This is a genomic window from Mumia sp. Pv4-285 (assembly GCF_041320275.1).
In the GTDB taxonomy this organism is placed as follows: Bacteria; Actinomycetota; Actinomycetes; order Propionibacteriales; family Nocardioidaceae; genus Mumia; species Mumia qirimensis.
The window spans coordinates 1,395,157-1,411,384 of sequence record NZ_CP162023.1; the positions used below are offsets into that span (position 1 = coordinate 1,395,157).

The window sequence follows — 16,228 nt, forward strand, 5'->3', positions numbered from 1 at the left end:
GTTCACGACCGATCCCGTGGCGTCCGCGGCGCTTGCGGGCGCTTGCGGCGCAGGTGATCGATCACCAGGTGGTCGGCTTCGTCCCGGTGTAGACCCATGCGTCGAAGAAGGCGCCCAGGTCCTGGCCGGAGATGCGCTCGGCCAGAGCGATGAAGTCGCTCGTCGACCCGGTCGCGTTTCGGCGCTCCTTCGGCCACGCCTTCAGCAGCGCCGCAAAGTCGTCCTCGCCGATCTCCTGCTGGAGCTCGTGCAGCGTGAGCGCGCCGCGGCTGTAGACCGCGGACGCGAAGAGCCCCGTGGCGCCCGGGTCGGCGACCACCGTCGACCAGAACGGCGAGGTCGCCGGGGTGGCGTACACGGCCGCCGCGCGGGCCTCGACGGTCTGGCCGCCTGTGTGCTCGCCCCACATCCACGCGGCGTACGTCGCGAACCCCTCGTTGAGCCAGATGTCGGCCCAGCGGTGGGGCGAGACGGTGTTGCCGTACCACTGGTGCGCGATCTCGTGCGCGACCGTGCCCTCGGACGCGACCCGCGAGTAGACCGCCCGCGACTGCGTCTCGAGCGCATAGCCGACCGTGTCGTCGTCGACGATCGCGCCGGCCGACGTGAACGGGTACGGGCCGAAGTGCTCGCTGAAGAACGCGATCATGTCGGCCTGCTTGGCGAGCGACGCCTCGCTCGTCGTCCGGTTCGCCGCGGTCACGTCGCGGTCGATCGCGTCGATGATCGGGAGCCCGTCCTCCGTCCTGGTCGTCGTGATGTCGAAGTCACCGATCGAGGCGGTCGTGAGGTAGCTCGCCATCGGGCTCGGCTCGAACCAGCGGAAGGTCGTCTTGCCGTCGCGCGTCCTCGGCTGGCCGATCGGGAGACCGTTCGCGACCGCGGTCTTGCCCTCCGGCACCGTGATGCGGAAGGTGTAGATGGCCTTGTCATTGGGGTCGTCGTTGACCGGGAACCACGTCGGAGCACCGTCGGGCTCGTTGACGACCATCGCGCCGTCTGCGGTGGACACCCACCCGTACAGGGAGTCCTCGATGTCGCGCGGGCGGCCGGTCGTCCCGCCGTACTCGACGGTGACGACCACGGGGAGGCGCGCCAGCAACGGCAGGCGCGGCGTGACGATGAGCTCGCCGTCGACGTGCGTGAACGTCGCGCGCAGCCCGTTGACGCGCACCGAGGAGACCTCGAGGCCGCGCAGGTCGAGGTTGAACGACGACAGCGTCTTGGTGGCGCGGAACGTCATCGTGGACGTGGCGTCGAGCGTGCCGCTACTCGCGTCGACGGGCTCGTAGTCGAGGTCGAGGTGGTAGGTGAGCGCGTCGTAGCCCGTGGCGCCGAGCGCAGGGAAGTAGGGGTCGCCGGCCCACGTGCCGCCCGGCGTGGGGTGGAGGCCCGTGACGGGGCTGGCGGCGACCGCGACGGTGCCTCCCGCGAGGGCGAGGCACGCCGCGGCGGTGACGATCGTGGTGCGGCGCAGAGTGCTCATGTCTCGCACGTTAGACCAGCCCGATGACGTCGGCGTTTCGAATTGCGGCCCGTTCAGGGCCGCTCGGCCGCGTTCACCCGGGTTTGGGTCTTGAACGGGCGTCCGGTAGTGTCGTACCTACCGACGCGGGGTGGAGCAGCTCGGTAGCTCGCTGGGCTCATAACCCAGAGGTCGCAGGTTCAAATCCTGCCCCCGCTACAAGATTCAGGCTCGGTTCCCTCTGGGGAACCGAGCCTGAAAGCTTTCTAACTTGACTCGGTCATCACAAAGTCAGTCTTTTCTGACGAACCACCGCGGTGAGCAGTGGTGAGACGTCCGGCCGGTGGGCGGAGCTGGCATGGACGCCGCTACGACAGGGTCATGACCACGATGATGAGCGCCGCGATGCCGGCGTCCGCCTCCGCCCTTGTCCTCCCCATCGACACCGTCGGCATCATGCCGCAGGGCCTGACCGACACCGACGGCGAGCGGATCGCCGCCGCGATCGCTGCGGCCCGCACAGAGTCCACCCGCCGCGTCTACGCGGGGGTCTGGAGCCGCTGGGAGCGCTGGTGCTCCAGCCGGGGCGTCGCGGTCCTGCCGAGCGATCCGCTCGCAGTGTGCGCGTACCTGACCGAACAGGCCGCTGCCGGGCGCGCGATGGGCACCCTCGATCTCATCTGCACGGTGATCCGCCATGTCCACCGCACGTGCGACCTGCACAATCCCACCGACGCCCTCGCCGTCCACCAGGTGCGTCGCGGCCTGCGCCGCACTTACGGCTCCGCACCCCGGCGCCTGGCGCGACCCCTGACCGTCGGCGAGATCCGCCAGATCGTCGACGGCATCGACCGCACCGCGCCGATCGGCATCCGTGATGCCGCCATCATCCTTCTCGGCTACGCCTCCGCACTCCGCCGCTCCGAACTCGTCGCCCTAACCCTCGCCGACGTCGAGGACAAGCCCGCCGGCCTCATGCTCCACATTCGGCGATCCAAGACCGACCCCGAGGGCCACGGCGAGGTGGTCGGTGTCGCCCACGGCCAGCATGCCGCCACCGACCCTGTCGCGGCACTCAACGCCTGGCGCGAGATCAGGGGAGCAGCTCCCGGCCCGGTGTTCACTCGCATCTGGAGCAGCACCGTCAGCCTCCAGCCGCTCACCGGACACGTCCCCGCCCGGATGCTCCGCGCACGGGCCGAAGCGGCCGGCCTCGACGGAACCCGGATCACCGCCCACTCGATGCGCGCCGGACACGCCACCACCGCGGCACTCGCTGGTGTCCCGCTCGACCGGATCGCCGCGCAGACGCGGCACAAGGACATCTCCGTCCTCGTCACCCGCTACATCCGGCCCCTCGAAGCCCTCGCCACGACATCGAGCAAGGACCTCGGTCTGTAGCGCGCCAGCAGTACGCCTTCGCGGGCACCCCGGAGCGGAGGTGGCGCATACGCGAACGGGCTGGCTCTTAGGCTTGACGCATGGAGCCGATTCAGACACTTGCATACGGAGTCGAGCTCCACCTCGTTTCGACCGAGGATGGCGGCCGCAGCTCAGGCCTGCTTGGCGGCACGGCGCCCGAGAACCGTTTCACGTATCGCCCGAACTGGGGCCTGCCCGATTGGGCCGACGGGGAACAAACAGCCGGCCCAGTCTTCGGGTTTTCTCGGTCCGACATCCTCCCCGGAGACGACACTCGTGCGGTTCTCGTCGCACTGTTCATCGAGAACGTTCAGGCATGGCACGACGTCCGAGCTGGTGATGAGCTTCGCATGTACGAGGGCTCAAGAATCTGCGGTCGCGCGATCGTGGAGTGGATCGCAGCTGCAACGTGGCCGTCCGTCGAGAATGATGCAGGAAGGTTCCTGGCTTGGCTGGCCGAGCCCCGACGGGACCGCCCGTGATCGGAGCAGATGGGCAAATGACCTCGGACCCGACACGAGCGCGAACCGCATTCGAAGCGCGAGTCCGTGCGCTGGAGGGCGCCCGGCTCCAAGCCGTCGACTACTGGGATATCCACAACTTCGGCCCCGAGCCGTCCGTCTGGGATTACGGCGACTGGCACCACGCAGTGATGGGCGTTCAGCTCTCTACCGACTCAGGCCCCTTCACCGTGACCTGGACCAACACCTTCCACCCGTACGGCGTGGAAGTCTTCGCCGACCCGATCGAGTGCCACCTCGTGCTTGGCAGTGAAGGTCCCCAGCGGATCGGTCCAGACGGGGAGTCGCGGTGGTCGCCGCTCCTCGGTACCCCCATTCGGCGTGCGCAGGTCTGGTGGGATCTGCTCCAACTCGGCCCAGCCACGTTGTCGAGCGGCGAGGTCGTCGAGGCTGCCCGCGACGTCGACTTGCCCACGGCACTCCGCCTGCACTTCGATGCCGGTCCCGTCTGGTTCGTCGCGGCAATCCCGCAGGCTCCGTCCATGGAAGACACGTTCATTCCCGGAGACGAGATCATGGTCGTCTTCGCATCGGCGAAGCTCCAAAGCATGGGCTACGACGATCCGGGGTTCATCGATGGAAAGCACGCGGCCGCGGAGAGTAAGGAGGAAGCCGAATGACCCCCGACGACTTCGTCGAGCAACTCAAGCGCGACGTCCCGGAGGTGCAGCCGCTCATCCTCGAGCACCTTGAGGACAACGACGAGTTACTTCTCCACCTGCTCACGGCCGATCTGCGGCGGCACGCGATGGAGGCCTTCGACGCAGGCCGATCGCCGGAACTATTGAGATTGCTGGGAGTCCTCAACGCCGCGCTCATCGAGGGCGCCGACGATGTGCAGAACGCCATCGCCGTTTCCTTCGTGGAAGACACGGGCTGGTGAGACCCTGCGATGCAGCCGTTCATTGAATCCTGGCCCCCAGACCTGCGCCGTGAAGCGGACCGTCAGCAGCATTCGCCGCCGGCCTAATGCACGCGACGCCGAATGGCAGCGTTCCTTGGGGCCTTTGCTGACAGACTCAGATCGTGAGCGCCACCCCGCCAGCCTTCCGCTATCACCCCGACCCCCTCGCGACCGGATCGCTGGTCGAGTCCACGGACGAGTGCGAGCGCTGCGGCCAGGCTCGCGGTCTCAACTACGTCGGTCCCACCTATTCGGTCGAGGAGATCGAGACCACCTGCGCATGGTGCATCGCAGACGGCAGCGCCGCGCAGGAGTTCGACGCCGAATTCAGCACGGTCGACGGGGCACCCGACGATGTCCCCGCGACGGTGCTCGACGAGGTCGTACACCGAACCCCGGGATTCGCTGGATGGCAGCAGGAGCGCTGGCTCTTCCACTGCTCGGATGCAGCAGCGTTCCTCGGCAAGATCGGCTATCAAGATGTCGCCGAGCTGCCTGACGTCATCCAGTCACTGATTGCCGACGGATGGCCCGCGGACGTACTTCCGCACATGAGCGCCGAAGGCGACCTGACGGGCTACCTATTCCGCTGCCTTCAATGCGGAACACAGACCGCGTACGCAGACGCATCCTGAGGCGATCGTGCCCATCTACGTCGAGTTGCGTGACGGCCAAGGACGTCCCGTGCGTCGCCTTCCCGATCCTGCCGGCGGCACGTTTGACGCAGCTGGCGACTTCGACAGATTCATCCACGCCGCGTACTTCGGCTACCCAGAGGATCCTCGGCTTCCTTACCTACAGTCTGTCGACCCCTACGCTGACACCGAGATGTCGGCTGACCCAATGCCGATGCTTCTTCACGACCTTGCCTTGGCGGTACCTCGGGCCAGGGAGGGGCCTGAGAAGCGCGGCCTGCTGCGACTCAACGCCATGGCCGAGTACTGCGCCTCGCACGAGGGGTCTTCGCTACTTTGGCGAGGCGATTGAACCGATCGTCGGCGGGATTCGACCCGTCATCGAAAAGGCATCAGATATGACCGGCAACGGTTCCGAGACGTTCCGATACTCTGGAAGCCGTCCGATGGGGAACCTCCTCAACAACCCGAGGTTTCCCAGAGGGACCCGAGGTGTGAGGTAGCCCGGGACAGGACGCCGATCTTGTCCAGAGGTCGCACGTTCAAATCCTGCCCCCGCTACAAGATCAGGCTCGGTTCCTTCGGGAGACCGAGCCTGAGCTCCTTGAAGACGCTGGAGCGCCTGTCAGTCCGCGAACGCGGCGCGGCCTTGCATCGCGGAGGTGCCGAGGTCGGACTTCGGCAGTGCCTGTCCGCCTTCGACGGCGGCGACCCAGGCGTCGGTCGTCGCGACGGCGGCGAAGTTGGAATGAAGCAGCACGAGGAGCGTCTCGTGCAGCTGCTCGGCCGACACCTTGCCCGCCTCGTTGGCGAGGTGGATGGCGCCGGTGGCGTCGGCGAGAACCTCGGCGGCCAGACCGAGCTCCTCGGCTGCCGCGGCCGTGGCGATGTCGCAGTTGTTCGTCATGAAGCCGACGATCGAGATCGTGTCGATGCCCTGCGCGCCGAGCCAGGCGGAGACGTCGGTGCCGGCGAACACGCTGGCCTTGTCCTTCGCCACGCGCTTCCACTCCGGCTTCACCCGACTGGCGACCTCGGGGTGCAGCTCCCAGCTGGCCGAGCCCTTGGCGAAGACGGGGGCGTCCTCGGGGAGCTCGTGCTGCACGACCACGACCGGCAGGTTCTGCTCGGCGGCGACGTCCATGCCGCGCAGGACGTTGGCGAGCGAGGTCTCGCGGTCGGGGTGCTGGACCTGGAGGATGCCGTCGAAGTACTCGTTCTGCACGTCGACGACGATCAGGGCGCGCTGCGGTGAGGTCATGGGTGAGCTCCTGTGGGTCTCGGGTGTACCGCCGGCGGGTTCGCTGCCGGTACCTCAAGCGTGCCGAAGGGGAAGCGGCTACCGTGAGTGGCACAGAAGCCGTTCTTCGATGAAATCAGGCCAGCATGCGGGTTGCTGTTCATGCCTTCGACGGAATCACGATGTTCCACCTCTCCGTGCCGCTGATGGTCTTCGGCGAGGTCGCTCGTCAGGCTCTCGCGCCGGACTGGGAGACCCGCGTCTGGACGCACGACGGGCGGGGCGTGCGTACGGTCGAGGGACTCAGGGTCGACGACGTCGACGGGCCGGAGCTCCTCGAGAGCGCAGACCTCCTCGTCTTCCCTTCCTGGTACGCCGACCTGAGCCCTGCCCCGGACGAGCTGACGGCGTCGATCGCGCGCGCACCAGCGTGGTGCCCGCGTGGCTGGACTGTGCTTGGGCGCGTTCCCGGTCGTGGACAGCGGCGTGGTGGGTGCGCGTGCGGTCGTGACGCACTGGGCGGTGGCTCCCGAGCTCGTCGGGCGCGTCCCGCAGGTCACCGTCGATGCGTCATCCCTCTACCTCGACCACGGTGACGTCCTGACCTCGGCGGGTACCGCCTCGGCCATCGACGCGTGCCTTCACCTGGTCCGCGCCGAGCTCGGGTCCGCGGCAGCTGCCACGGTCGCGCGCCATCTCGTCGTGGCCCCGCACCGGGAGGGAGGCCAAGCCCAGTACGTCGAGCGCCCGATCCCCGAACCGGAGGAACGCGGCCGATTTGGGCCGACGCTCGACTGGGCACTGGCCAACCTCGACGCCGACCTGTGCGTCGACGTGCTGGCGGACCACGCCGGGATGAGCCGGCGGAACTTCAACCGGCGGTTCGCCGAGACCACTGGGGCCACTCCCGCCCGCTGGGTGGTGGCCCGCCGCCTCGACCGGGCTCGCGGTCTGCTCGAGAACACCACCTGGCCGATCGACCGCATCGCTCGCGAGTGCGGATTCGGGAGCGCCGTCACCTTCCGGCAGAACTTCGTCGCAGCGTTCGCCACCACTCCGACGTCGTACCGGAGGAGGTTCGAGACCTCGGCATACAGCGGCGTCGCGTGGGGTACCAGGACCACGTGACCGCCATCGATCGGATCGCGCAGCCGTGGGGGAGCCGGACGCCGTACGGTCCGGGCGAGGACTGGCCCGTACGGGTCGACTCGTACCTCGTCGAGGGGGTGTCACCAGACGACGTCGACCGGTGGGTGCAGTCGGCGACGATCCTGCACTCCAACGGTGACGGCCTGGACATCGCCGTCAAGGACGAACGCATCGTCGGCGTCCGTGGTCGGGCTGTGGACCGCGTGAACCACGGCCGGCTCGGTCCGAAGGACCTGTACGGATGGCAGGCCAACGGCTCGCCGGACCGGTTGACCAGGCCGCTGATCCGGCGAGACGGCCAGCTCGTCGAGACCGACTGGGACACCGCCATGGCCGCGGTCGCCGGCCGCACCACCGAGTTGCTCGAGGAGCGTGGCCCGAGCTCGGTCGCCTTCTACACCACCGGCCAGCTGTTCCTGGAGGAGTACTACACGCTGGGGCTCATCGCCCACGGGGGCATCGGCACGAACCACGTCGACGGCAACACGCGCCTGTGCACGGCCACCGCGGCAGCCGCCCTCAAGGAGTCGTTCGCCTCGGACGGCCAGCCAGGGTCGTACACCGACATCGACCACGCGGACGTCATCTGCCTCTACGGCCACAACATGGCGGAGACCCAGACGGTTCTCTGGACGCGCATCCTCGACCGACTCGCCGGCCCGAACCCGCCGAGCGTCATCTGTGTCGATCCCCGGCAGACGCCGGTCGCTGACGCGGCGACCGTCCACCTCGCGCCGCGCCCGGGGACGAACGTCATGGTGATGAACGCGCTGCTGCACGAGCTGCTGAGCAACGACTGGGTCGACCACGACTACGTCGCCGCCCACGCGGTCGGGTTCGCGGAGCTGCAGAAGATGCTCGGGGGCTTCTCCGTCGAGCGGGCTGCCGAGGTCTGCGGGGTGTCGGCCAAGGATCTCCGCGAGGCCGCACGTCTGATCGGGACCGCGGAGCGCTTGATGTCCACGGTGCTGCAGGGCTTCTACCAGTCCCACCAGGCGACCGCGGCCGCCGTCCAGGTCAACAACATCCACATCCTGCGCGGCATGCTCGGCAAGCCTGGTTGCGGACTCCTTCAGATGAACGGCCAGCCCACCGCGCAGAACACGCGGGAGGCCGGAGCTGACGGCGATCTCCCGGGGTTCCGCAACTGGTCGAACGACGCGCACGTCAAGGATCTGGCGAAGGTCTGGAACATCGACCCGATGGACATCCCGCACTACTCCGAACCGACGCACGCGATGCAGATCATGCGCTACGTCGAGGACGGCTCCATCCGATTCCTGTACGTCACCGGGACCAACCCCGCAGTGTCCATGCCGGAGCTGTCGCGGATGCGCAGCATCCTGTCCCAGGACCGGCATTTCCTCGTCGTCCAGGACATCTTCCTCTCCGAGACCGCGCAGCTCGCCGACGTGGTGTTGCCGGCAGCGACGTGGGGCGAGAAGACAGGCACGTTCACCAACGTCGACCGCACCGTCCACCTGTCGGAGAAGGCGGTCGACCCGCCCGGCGACGCCCGCAGCGACCTCGACATCCTGCTCGACTACGCGCGGCGGCTCGACCTGCGCGACAAGGACGGCGCGCCGCTGGTGAAGTGGACCACGCCCGAGGAGGCGTTCGAGGGCTGGAAGGAGTGCAGCCGCGGCCGACCGTGCGACTACAGCGGCATCACGTACGACAAGCTCCGAGGCGGGAGCGGCATCCAGTGGCCCTGCACCGAGGAGCGGCCCGACGGCACGGAGCACATCTACGTCGACGGCGCGTTCTGGGCCGATCCGGACTACTGCGAGAGCTACGGCCGTGACCTCGTGACCGGTGCGCCGGTCGAGCCGACGGAGTACAAGGCGCTCAACCCGCAGGGCAAGGCCGTCCTCAAGGCAGCCGAGTACCTGCCGCCCCACGAGCTGCCCTCGGAGGACTTCCCGTTCCAGCTGATCACCGGTCGTACGCTGTACCACTTCCACACCCGGACGAAGACCGGCCGCGCACCCCAGCTGCGGGCGGCGGCTCCCGAGGTGTGGGTCGAGGTGTCGGCTGCAGACGCTGCGGAGCAAGGCTGGTCGGAGGGGGACCGGCTGAGCATCACGACGCCGCGGGGAGACGTCACCGCACGCGCACGCGTCAGCGGCATCCGGCCGGGCGTCCTCTTCCTGCCCTTCCACTACGGCTACTGGGACACCATCAACGGTCATGAACCCGACGGGCCGGGACGGGCAGCCAACGAACTCACCCTCACCGACTGGGATCCCGCCTCGAAGCAGCCCCTCTTCAAGACCGCAGCCGCTGCCGCAACGCTGGTCGAGCGCTCCACCGGTACGCCCTCGCGCGCGCCGACGACGACGGCCTCGCGGCCGGTGGATCCCGATGTCGCTCCACCGACGACCGGCGGACCGGACGCCCTCGCCACGGAACAGCTCCCCACCACGGAAGGCCGACGATGAGCATCACCGCGACCCTGCGTTCGCTGCACGGCAACAAGGTCGGGGCGGCCGTCGAGGAGCTCCACCGTGCCGAGAACGACCTGGCCGGTGCGTTGCTCAACCTCTCGGACCATCAGAAGGTCGACCACGAGATCTTCTACGTCGCCCGCGACATCGCCCGGTGGTCACAAGAGCACGTACGCCGCCTCGCCGAGGTCGGCACCGACTACGGGTTCGAGCTGGACCCCGAGCCGGAGGACGAGGCGACCCTCCTCGCCCGGGTCAAGCAGCTGGGCGCCGAGCTGACGGGCCGGTTCCACGAACCCGCGCTCCTCCTGCTCGCCGACCTTCGACGCGTGCACCGCATGGCCGCCGGGGTGTCCCTCGACTGGGAGGTGATGGCCCAGACGGCACAGGCGATGAAGGACCGCACGCTTCTCGAGCTCGCGGAGGGCTGTCACCCGCAGACCCTTCGCCAGATGCGTTGGGCCAACGCCAAGGTCAAGGAGACCGCCGCTCAGATCATGGTCACCGGCTGAACCGGCCGATTCACCCCTGTCGTGCCATGGGCCGGGGGACGGGTCAGACTTTCGGCCGGTCCGCTGGCGGCGCTGCATCCCTACGCTGAGGGGGTGAGCAATCCACTGCGGTCCCTGCTGGAGGAACCCCGGCCCTCGGTCCCGCCTGTTCGGGTATGGCGTGACTGGGCGCTGCTGGCGGTCGTGACGGTCTCCGCGGTGCTGGAGGGTGTCCTGCGTGAGGACCTGCCGCTACCTGTGCTGTCGGTGGTGTTGACGCTCGGACTGGCGCCGCTGCTGCTCTGGCGCCGTACCCACCCGCTCGCCGTGGTCGCGACCGCCTTCGGCGTGACCACGATCGTGGACATCGGCCTGATCGCATCCGACGCGCCGGCGCTCGACATGTACACGATGGTCTACCTCCTGCTGCTGCCCTACGCACTCTTCCGGTGGGGTTCCGGGCGAGAGGCGGTGGCGGGTCTGGCGATCATCCTGGTCCCGGCCACCATGGCGCTCGTCGTCAGCTGGACCGGGGTCGGCGACGCAATCGGCGGGGTCGCTGTCCTGATGTCCGCCTTTGCCCTGGGGTGGGCCGTACGTTCGCAGCACGGCGCCCGGGAGCGAAGGATGGAACAGGTGAAGTCGGAGGAGCGGGTCCTGCTGGCGCGTGAGCTGCACGACACGGTGGCCCACCACGTCTCCGCCATCGCCGTCCAGGCCCAGGCGGGGCGCGCTCTCGCGGCGACCAGCCCGTCGTCGCCGCTCGAGGCACTCGAGGTGATCGAGGTGGAGGCGTCGCGCGCGCTCGCGGAGATGCGGGCCATGGTCCGCGTGCTGCGCAACGCGGCGCCGGCCGACTACGCCCCGCAGCCCGGTGTGGCCGACCTCGAGCGGCTGTCCGGGGCCTCGCCGGCCGGGCCGCGGGTGGAGGTCAGGGTCTCGGGTGACCTGGCCGCCCTCCCGGCGGCGATCGACGCCGCTGTCTTCCGGATCGCTCAGGAGGCGGTCACGAACGCGCTGCGGCATGCCAGGAACGCCACTCTGGTCGACGTGCGCGTCACAGGGGGTCAGTCAGCAGTCAGCCTCGCCGTCCGTGACGACGGTGACACCCGTCCGGGGGACCCCGCCCCGGACGCAGGCTTCGGACTCGCAGGGATGGTCGAGCGCGCCCTGCTCCTGGGCGGCACGTGCCAGGCGGGCCCGTGCCCCGGAGGTGGCTGGGCCGTCAGCGCGACACTGCCGCGGCAGGTGTCGGCGTGAGCATCCGGGTGCTGGTCGCCGACGACCAGGATCTCGTGCGGACCGGACTGCGGCTGATCCTCGGAACCCTGGACGGCATCGAGGTCGTGGGGGAGGCGCGCGACGGGCAGGAGGCGGTGCGGCTGGTCCGCGAGCTCCGTCCCGACGTGTGCCTGATGGACATCCGGATGCCCGTCCTCGACGGGGTCGAGGCGACCCGTCTACTGGCAGGGCCGGGCGTCGAGGACCCGGTCGCGGTCGTCGTGATCACCACCTTCGACCTCGACGAGTACGTGCACGGCGCGCTGTTGGCCGGCGCCACCGGCTTCCTGCTGAAGGACGCCGGACCCGAGCTGCTCGGCGAGGCGATCCGGGCGGCCACCCGAGGTGACTCGCTCATCTCGCCCAGCATCACCCGCCGGCTGCTGTCGACGTTCGCGGGCACGGGTCGGGCAGCACCTCCCGCCCAGCCCATCGACCCGCTCACCGAACGCGAGGAGCAGGTGCTGCTCACCATCGCGCGGGGTCGTACCAACGCAGAGATCGCCGCCGAGCTGCACATCAGTCTCAGCACGGTGAAGACCCACATCGGCAGCCTCATGGCCAAGCTCGGCGCCCGTAACCGGGTGGAGGTCGCGATGTGGGGCTACGAGACCGGCCGGATCCGGGATTAGACGCCGCTCGTTGCGCGGGACTACTTGACCTCGGAGCGGCGCAGGAACAGCAGCCCGACGACGAGGGGAACGACGATCCAGATCATCGTGGTCGAGCCAAGCATGGCCCACTCCTCACCGGTGTTCGTGGCGCCCTCGAACAGCGCCACCTGCGTGTAGTTCCAGTCGATCCACGGCTGAAGGTCTTCGAACCACGAGCGCACCTGGGCCAGGAGGACGAGGATGCCCGGCATGACCAGTGAGACGACGAAGTAGCCCACGATCGCGGCCGCGGAGCTGCGCAGCACGACACCGAGGGTGAAGCCGATGGCCATGCCGACCAGGTTGCCGAGCACCATCTGGGGCGCCATGGACAACGAGATGTCCCACACGGTGTCGACACCGGCGAGTGCGGAACCGGCCACGTTGCCGAGGGCCCCCACCGCGAAGGCGACGGCCATCGAGCCGAGGCCCACGAGGAGGGTCGCGATCGCCTTGGCGCCGATCACCCGTCCGCGGCTCGGCACCAGCGTGAACGTCGTGAGCCCACTGCGCTGGCTCCACTCGCTCGTGACGGCCAGGATCGCGATCATCGGCAAGATCACCGACATCGGGAACCCGATCGCCGTCGCGAAGCTCTCGTAGGTGACGGCGCTGTCGGGAGCGAAGACGATGACCGCCCCGGTCGCGACGACCGACAGGACGCCGATGCTGATGAGCATCCAGAATCCGGAGCGGGTGTTGAACATCTTGCGCAGCTCGGCCTTGACGAGTCGGGTGATGGGGATGGGCTGGGCGGTCCTGCGGGCCGGGGTGGTGGCCGGGGGGACGATCGTGGCGGTCATGCCGCAACTCCTTCGCGCTGGGTGTCGGCAGTGAGCGACAGGAACATGTCTTCGAGGCCGGCGCCCTCGGCGGACCGGAGCTCGGTGAGGGCGATGCCGGCGGTCAGGGCCACTGCCCCCACAAGAGCGGGATCGGCATCTGTGCGGACCGAGTCGTCGCCGGCGAGTGTGCTGGGGATCCCGGCCTGTTCCAGAGCGTGGGCGAGGTCGCGCGGCGACGCCGACCTGGCGAGCGTCCCGGCGGCAGCCAGCAGCTCTTCCTTGGTGCCGGCCGCCACGATCTTGCCGTTGCCGATCACGACCAGATCATCGGCGATGACCTCGATCTCGTGGAGCAGGTGTGAGGACAGCAGCACGGTGCCGCCCTGGCTGGCGAAGCCCGTCAGCAGGTCGCGCATCCACCGGATCCCCGCGGGGTCGAGCCCGTTGGCGGGCTCATCGAGAATCAGGACCTGAGGATCTCCGAGGAGTGCCGTGGCGATGCCGAGGCGTTGACGCATCCCGAGGGAGTAGTTGCGCACCCGGCGCTTGGCCTCAGTGGAAGTCAGACTCACCAGCTCGATCATCTCGTCGACCCGGGTCCGGGGCAGGCCCATGGTGTCGGCGGCGACCGCGAGGATCTCGCGGCCGGTGCGGCCGGCGTGCTGGGCCGAGGCGTCGAGAAGGACGCCCACCTCGAGGCCGGGGTTGGGGAGGTCGGCGAACCGTTCTCCGTTGATGGTGGCCGAGCCGGATGTCGGGACGGTCAGACCGACCATCACGCGCATCGTGGTGGACTTGCCGGCACCGTTCGGACCGAGGAAACCGGTCACGCGGCCGGGCTGGGCGGTGAAGGAGACGTTGTCGACGGCGGTGAAGCCGGCGTACCTCCGGGTCAGGGACTCGACTGTGATCATGGGCTCTACGCTCGCGGCATCGCGTCGCGCGCGTATCGGTTCGATGGCCAGTCTTGTCCTGACCGAAAGTACGAGACGGGTCCATGCCTGAGGTCGAGCGACGTCTCAGGCCGGCGCCGCCTCGCGGAGCTTCTCCAGCAGAGGCCCGGCTGCTTCGCTGAGGAAGCGCTCCTGACCGTCGTCGCCGACCTGGACGAGTGCGAGGTCGGTGAAGCCCGCCTTCCAGTAGGCGCTCGCGGCCTCGACGATCGCGTCCAGGTCCGGGCCGCAGGCGATCGCGTCGGCGACGTCCTCGGGTCGTACGAACTGGGTGGCGCCGGCGAACCCGGCGGGCGTGGTGAGGTCGGCGTTCACGGACCAGCCGCCACCGAACCAGCGGAACTGCTCGTGGGCGCGTGCCACAGCGGCATCCTTGTCCGGATCCCAGCAGATCGGGATCTGCCCGATCGCCCGAGCGTCGCTCGCGATCTGAGGCGCTCCATCGACGGCGTTCCACTGCTCGACGAGGGACGAGTCCGGCTCGACGCCGATGAGATGGTCGGCGAGGGGTGCGAACGTGGCGATCGCCCGCTCGCCGGCCACGGCGATCCCGATCTCGACGGCTTCGTCCGGCAGGTCCCAGATGCGGGCAGAGTCGACCTGGAAGTAGTCGCCCCGGTGGTCGACGAGCTCGCCGGTGTGCAGCGCGCGGATGATCTCGACCGCCTCGGCGAGCATGGCCTGCCGTTCCTGGAGCGCGGGCCATCCCTCGCCGACCACGTGCTCGTTGAGGTTCTCGCCGCTGCCGAGACCGAGGGTGAACCGGCCGTCGGCGAGGACCTGCAGGGTCGCCGCCTTCTGGGCGACGACCGCGGGGTGGTAGCGCTGCGTCGGGCAGGTCACATAGGTCATCAGGCCGACGCGCGACGTCGCCTGGGCGACGGCGCCGAGCACCGTCCAGGCGTACGGGGCATGGCCCTGCTCGGTCAGCCAGGGGGAGTAGTGGTCGCTCATCACCTCGAAGTCGAAGCCGACCTCCTCAGCCTCCGCGGCGTACCGGACCAGCTCACGCGGACCGCTCTGCTCCGTCATCAGGGTGTAGCCGAATCGCGTCATGCGTCAGCGGTCCTCGGGCCACTCGGCGTCGGCGATGGGCACGCCCTCGTCGTGAGGTGGCACGATCTCCGGCTCCGGGAGGTCGGGATCGTTGCGCGGGTCCTCGCCGGGATCGATCGGGACAGGGTCGCCCGAGGGTACGACCTTGGGGTCGGGGTTCGGTTCGTCCGGTGTCGTCGTCATGCGACTCCGGTACCCGGTCTCGTCCGTCCCATGACTCGGGTCTCGGCCGTCACGCTTCCTGGAGCAGAGACGCCGCGACCGTGAGGTCTGCGACCAGCGCGTCGTACGCCGTCGCGCGGTCGTCGGCCCGCAGCACCGCGGACGGATGGTTGGTCGCCAGCACCCAGTCCGGGGCCCGTCGTACGGCGAGGGTGGAGGGCCACTGCAGGCGTTCGCCCCGTACGTCGCCCACTCGGAAGGACGGGCCGTAGACGGCCTTGCCCGCGGTGGCGCCCAGCAGCACCACGCCTCTCGGCCGTACCAGTCCGAGCTCGGCGTCGAGCCACGGCTTGCACGCGGTGACGTGCGCCTGGCTCGGCGATTTGTGGATCCGCTGCTTGCCCCGGGTCCGTTCCCACCGGAAGTGCTTCACCACGTTCGTCGTGAAGACGTCGTCGGCCCCTACGCCCGCATCGGTCAACGCGTCGTCGAGGACACGCCCCGCCGGGCCGACGAAGGGATGACCTCTACGGTCCTCCTGGTCGCCGGGCTGCTCACCGAGGAGCATGAGCGACGCCTTGAGACGTCCTTCACCGACGACCGCCTGCGTCGCGTCGCGATAGAGCTCGCAGCCGCGACATGCCTGCGCCGCCTCGTGGAGGCTGCGCAGGCTCACGCGCTCTGGGACCCAGGCCTCTGCGCCCGGACGCTCTTCACTCACCACGACCTGCCTGTACCCCGAATCGCCGCTTCTGATCATGCGGTGAACGGGCCTGGGTACCAGAGGTGTGCACATCGCCGCTCAACGAGGAGGATCTATGTCGGACGGTCAGAAGCCGGACGAGCGGACGTCGGAGGACCAGTCGCCCGACGAGGGTGACGCGGCGCAGGTCTCGGAGGTCTCGGGCATGAGGGATCCGAGCACGCCGATCTCGCCCGGGGACGCGACCGCGGGCTACCCGCCGAGCGAGAGCGGTCACGCGGACGAGGGCACCGCCGGACCGGACGCCGCTCCGCGCCGGGAGGCCGAGGAGTCGCCGGGGGACCTTCCGCACGCGGACTGA

Annotated in this window: 18 protein-coding genes and 1 tRNA gene; 12 read left to right on the forward strand and 7 right to left on the reverse strand. The window is 69.1% G+C overall.

The annotated features are described in order from the left end of the window. Positions 1 to 61 precede the first annotated feature (61 nt). Positions 62 to 1,486 (reverse strand): M1 family metallopeptidase, encoded by a 1,425-nt coding sequence (locus tag AB3M34_RS06645; protein ID WP_370618396.1) that lies wholly within the window; start codon positions 1,484 to 1,486, stop codon positions 62 to 64. Between the two features lie 124 nt (positions 1,487 to 1,610). Here AB3M34_RS06645 and AB3M34_RS06650 point away from each other — a divergent pair. The 6 genes from AB3M34_RS06650 (at position 1,611) to AB3M34_RS06675 (ending at position 4,947) form a co-directional block, all read left to right on the forward strand. Continuing rightward, positions 1,611 to 1,684, forward strand: a tRNA-Met gene (locus AB3M34_RS06650). A 162-nt stretch (positions 1,685 to 1,846) separates the two neighbouring features. Further along, positions 1,847 to 2,866 carry a site-specific integrase gene (locus AB3M34_RS06655; RefSeq protein WP_370618397.1) on the forward strand — a complete coding sequence of 340 codons (1,020 nt, stop codon included), beginning with the start codon at positions 1,847 to 1,849 and terminating at the stop codon, positions 2,864 to 2,866. Positions 2,867 to 2,946: 80 nt separating this feature from the next. After that, the gene (locus tag AB3M34_RS06660) at positions 2,947 to 3,369 is read left to right on the forward strand and encodes a hypothetical protein (RefSeq protein ID WP_370618399.1); all 423 of its coding nucleotides are present in this window, start codon (positions 2,947 to 2,949) and stop codon (positions 3,367 to 3,369) included. Positions 3,370 to 3,386: 17 nt separating this feature from the next. Next, positions 3,387 to 4,028, forward strand: coding sequence for a hypothetical protein (locus tag AB3M34_RS06665; protein ID WP_370618401.1), 642 nt, complete (start codon positions 3,387 to 3,389; stop codon positions 4,026 to 4,028). After that, entirely contained in the window at positions 4,025 to 4,291 is a 267-nt protein-coding gene (locus AB3M34_RS06670) for a DUF7674 family protein (protein WP_370618402.1), read from the forward strand. The genes AB3M34_RS06665 and AB3M34_RS06670 overlap by 4 nt, the downstream gene beginning before the upstream one ends. 143 nt (positions 4,292 to 4,434) lie before the next feature. Next, the gene (locus AB3M34_RS06675) at positions 4,435 to 4,947 is read left to right on the forward strand and encodes a CbrC family protein (RefSeq protein ID WP_370618403.1); all 513 of its coding nucleotides are present in this window, start codon (positions 4,435 to 4,437) and stop codon (positions 4,945 to 4,947) included. 625 nt (positions 4,948 to 5,572) lie between these two features. Here AB3M34_RS06675 and AB3M34_RS06680 read toward each other — a convergent pair. After that, entirely contained in the window at positions 5,573 to 6,208 is a 636-nt protein-coding gene (locus tag AB3M34_RS06680; RefSeq protein ID WP_370618405.1) for an isochorismatase family protein, read from the reverse strand. 420 nt (positions 6,209 to 6,628) lie between these two features. Here AB3M34_RS06680 and AB3M34_RS06685 point away from each other — a divergent pair, with 420 nt between their 5' ends. The 5 genes from AB3M34_RS06685 (at position 6,629) to AB3M34_RS06705 (ending at position 12,187) form a co-directional block, all read left to right on the forward strand. After that, the gene (locus AB3M34_RS06685) at positions 6,629 to 7,315 is read left to right on the forward strand and encodes a helix-turn-helix domain-containing protein (protein ID WP_370618407.1); all 687 of its coding nucleotides are present in this window, start codon (positions 6,629 to 6,631) and stop codon (positions 7,313 to 7,315) included. Beyond that, positions 7,312 to 9,777, forward strand: coding sequence for a molybdopterin oxidoreductase family protein (locus AB3M34_RS06690; RefSeq protein ID WP_370618409.1), 2,466 nt, complete (start codon positions 7,312 to 7,314; stop codon positions 9,775 to 9,777). Before AB3M34_RS06685 ends, AB3M34_RS06690 begins: the two co-directional genes overlap by 4 nt. Then, positions 9,774 to 10,295, forward strand: a complete 522-nt coding sequence (locus AB3M34_RS06695; RefSeq protein WP_370618411.1) for a hypothetical protein — start codon at positions 9,774 to 9,776, stop codon at positions 10,293 to 10,295. The genes AB3M34_RS06690 and AB3M34_RS06695 overlap by 4 nt, the downstream gene beginning before the upstream one ends. A 93-nt stretch (positions 10,296 to 10,388) precedes the next feature. Next, the gene (locus AB3M34_RS06700; protein ID WP_370618413.1) at positions 10,389 to 11,534 is read left to right on the forward strand and encodes a sensor histidine kinase; all 1,146 of its coding nucleotides are present in this window, start codon (positions 10,389 to 10,391) and stop codon (positions 11,532 to 11,534) included. Then, the gene (locus tag AB3M34_RS06705; RefSeq protein ID WP_370618414.1) at positions 11,531 to 12,187 is read left to right on the forward strand and encodes a response regulator; all 657 of its coding nucleotides are present in this window, start codon (positions 11,531 to 11,533) and stop codon (positions 12,185 to 12,187) included. The genes AB3M34_RS06700 and AB3M34_RS06705 overlap by 4 nt, the downstream gene beginning before the upstream one ends. 20 nt (positions 12,188 to 12,207) lie before the next feature. Here the strand turns inward: AB3M34_RS06705 and AB3M34_RS06710 are convergent, their stop codons facing one another. From AB3M34_RS06710 to AB3M34_RS06730, 5 genes are all read right to left on the reverse strand, one after another. After that, positions 12,208 to 13,011, reverse strand: coding sequence for an ABC transporter permease subunit (locus AB3M34_RS06710; RefSeq protein WP_370618415.1), 804 nt, complete (start codon positions 13,009 to 13,011; stop codon positions 12,208 to 12,210). Further along, positions 13,008 to 13,907: an ABC transporter ATP-binding protein gene (locus tag AB3M34_RS06715; RefSeq protein WP_370618417.1), complete on the reverse strand. Its 900-nt coding sequence runs from the start codon at positions 13,905 to 13,907 to the stop codon at positions 13,008 to 13,010. Before AB3M34_RS06715 ends, AB3M34_RS06710 begins: the two co-directional genes overlap by 4 nt. Positions 13,908 to 14,012: 105 nt before the next feature. After that, positions 14,013 to 15,002, reverse strand: a complete 990-nt coding sequence (locus AB3M34_RS06720) for an LLM class F420-dependent oxidoreductase (RefSeq protein WP_370618418.1) — start codon at positions 15,000 to 15,002, stop codon at positions 14,013 to 14,015. Between the two features lie 3 nt (positions 15,003 to 15,005). Then, entirely contained in the window at positions 15,006 to 15,185 is a 180-nt protein-coding gene (locus tag AB3M34_RS06725) for a hypothetical protein (RefSeq protein WP_370618420.1), read from the reverse strand. A gap of 49 nt (positions 15,186 to 15,234) precedes the next feature. Continuing rightward, positions 15,235 to 15,960, reverse strand: coding sequence for a UdgX family uracil-DNA binding protein (locus AB3M34_RS06730; protein ID WP_370618422.1), 726 nt, complete (start codon positions 15,958 to 15,960; stop codon positions 15,235 to 15,237). Between the two features lie 22 nt (positions 15,961 to 15,982). Between AB3M34_RS06730 and AB3M34_RS06735 the strand changes: the two genes are divergently transcribed. Beyond that, positions 15,983 to 16,228, forward strand: coding sequence for a hypothetical protein (locus AB3M34_RS06735; RefSeq protein WP_370618424.1), 246 nt, complete (start codon positions 15,983 to 15,985; stop codon positions 16,226 to 16,228).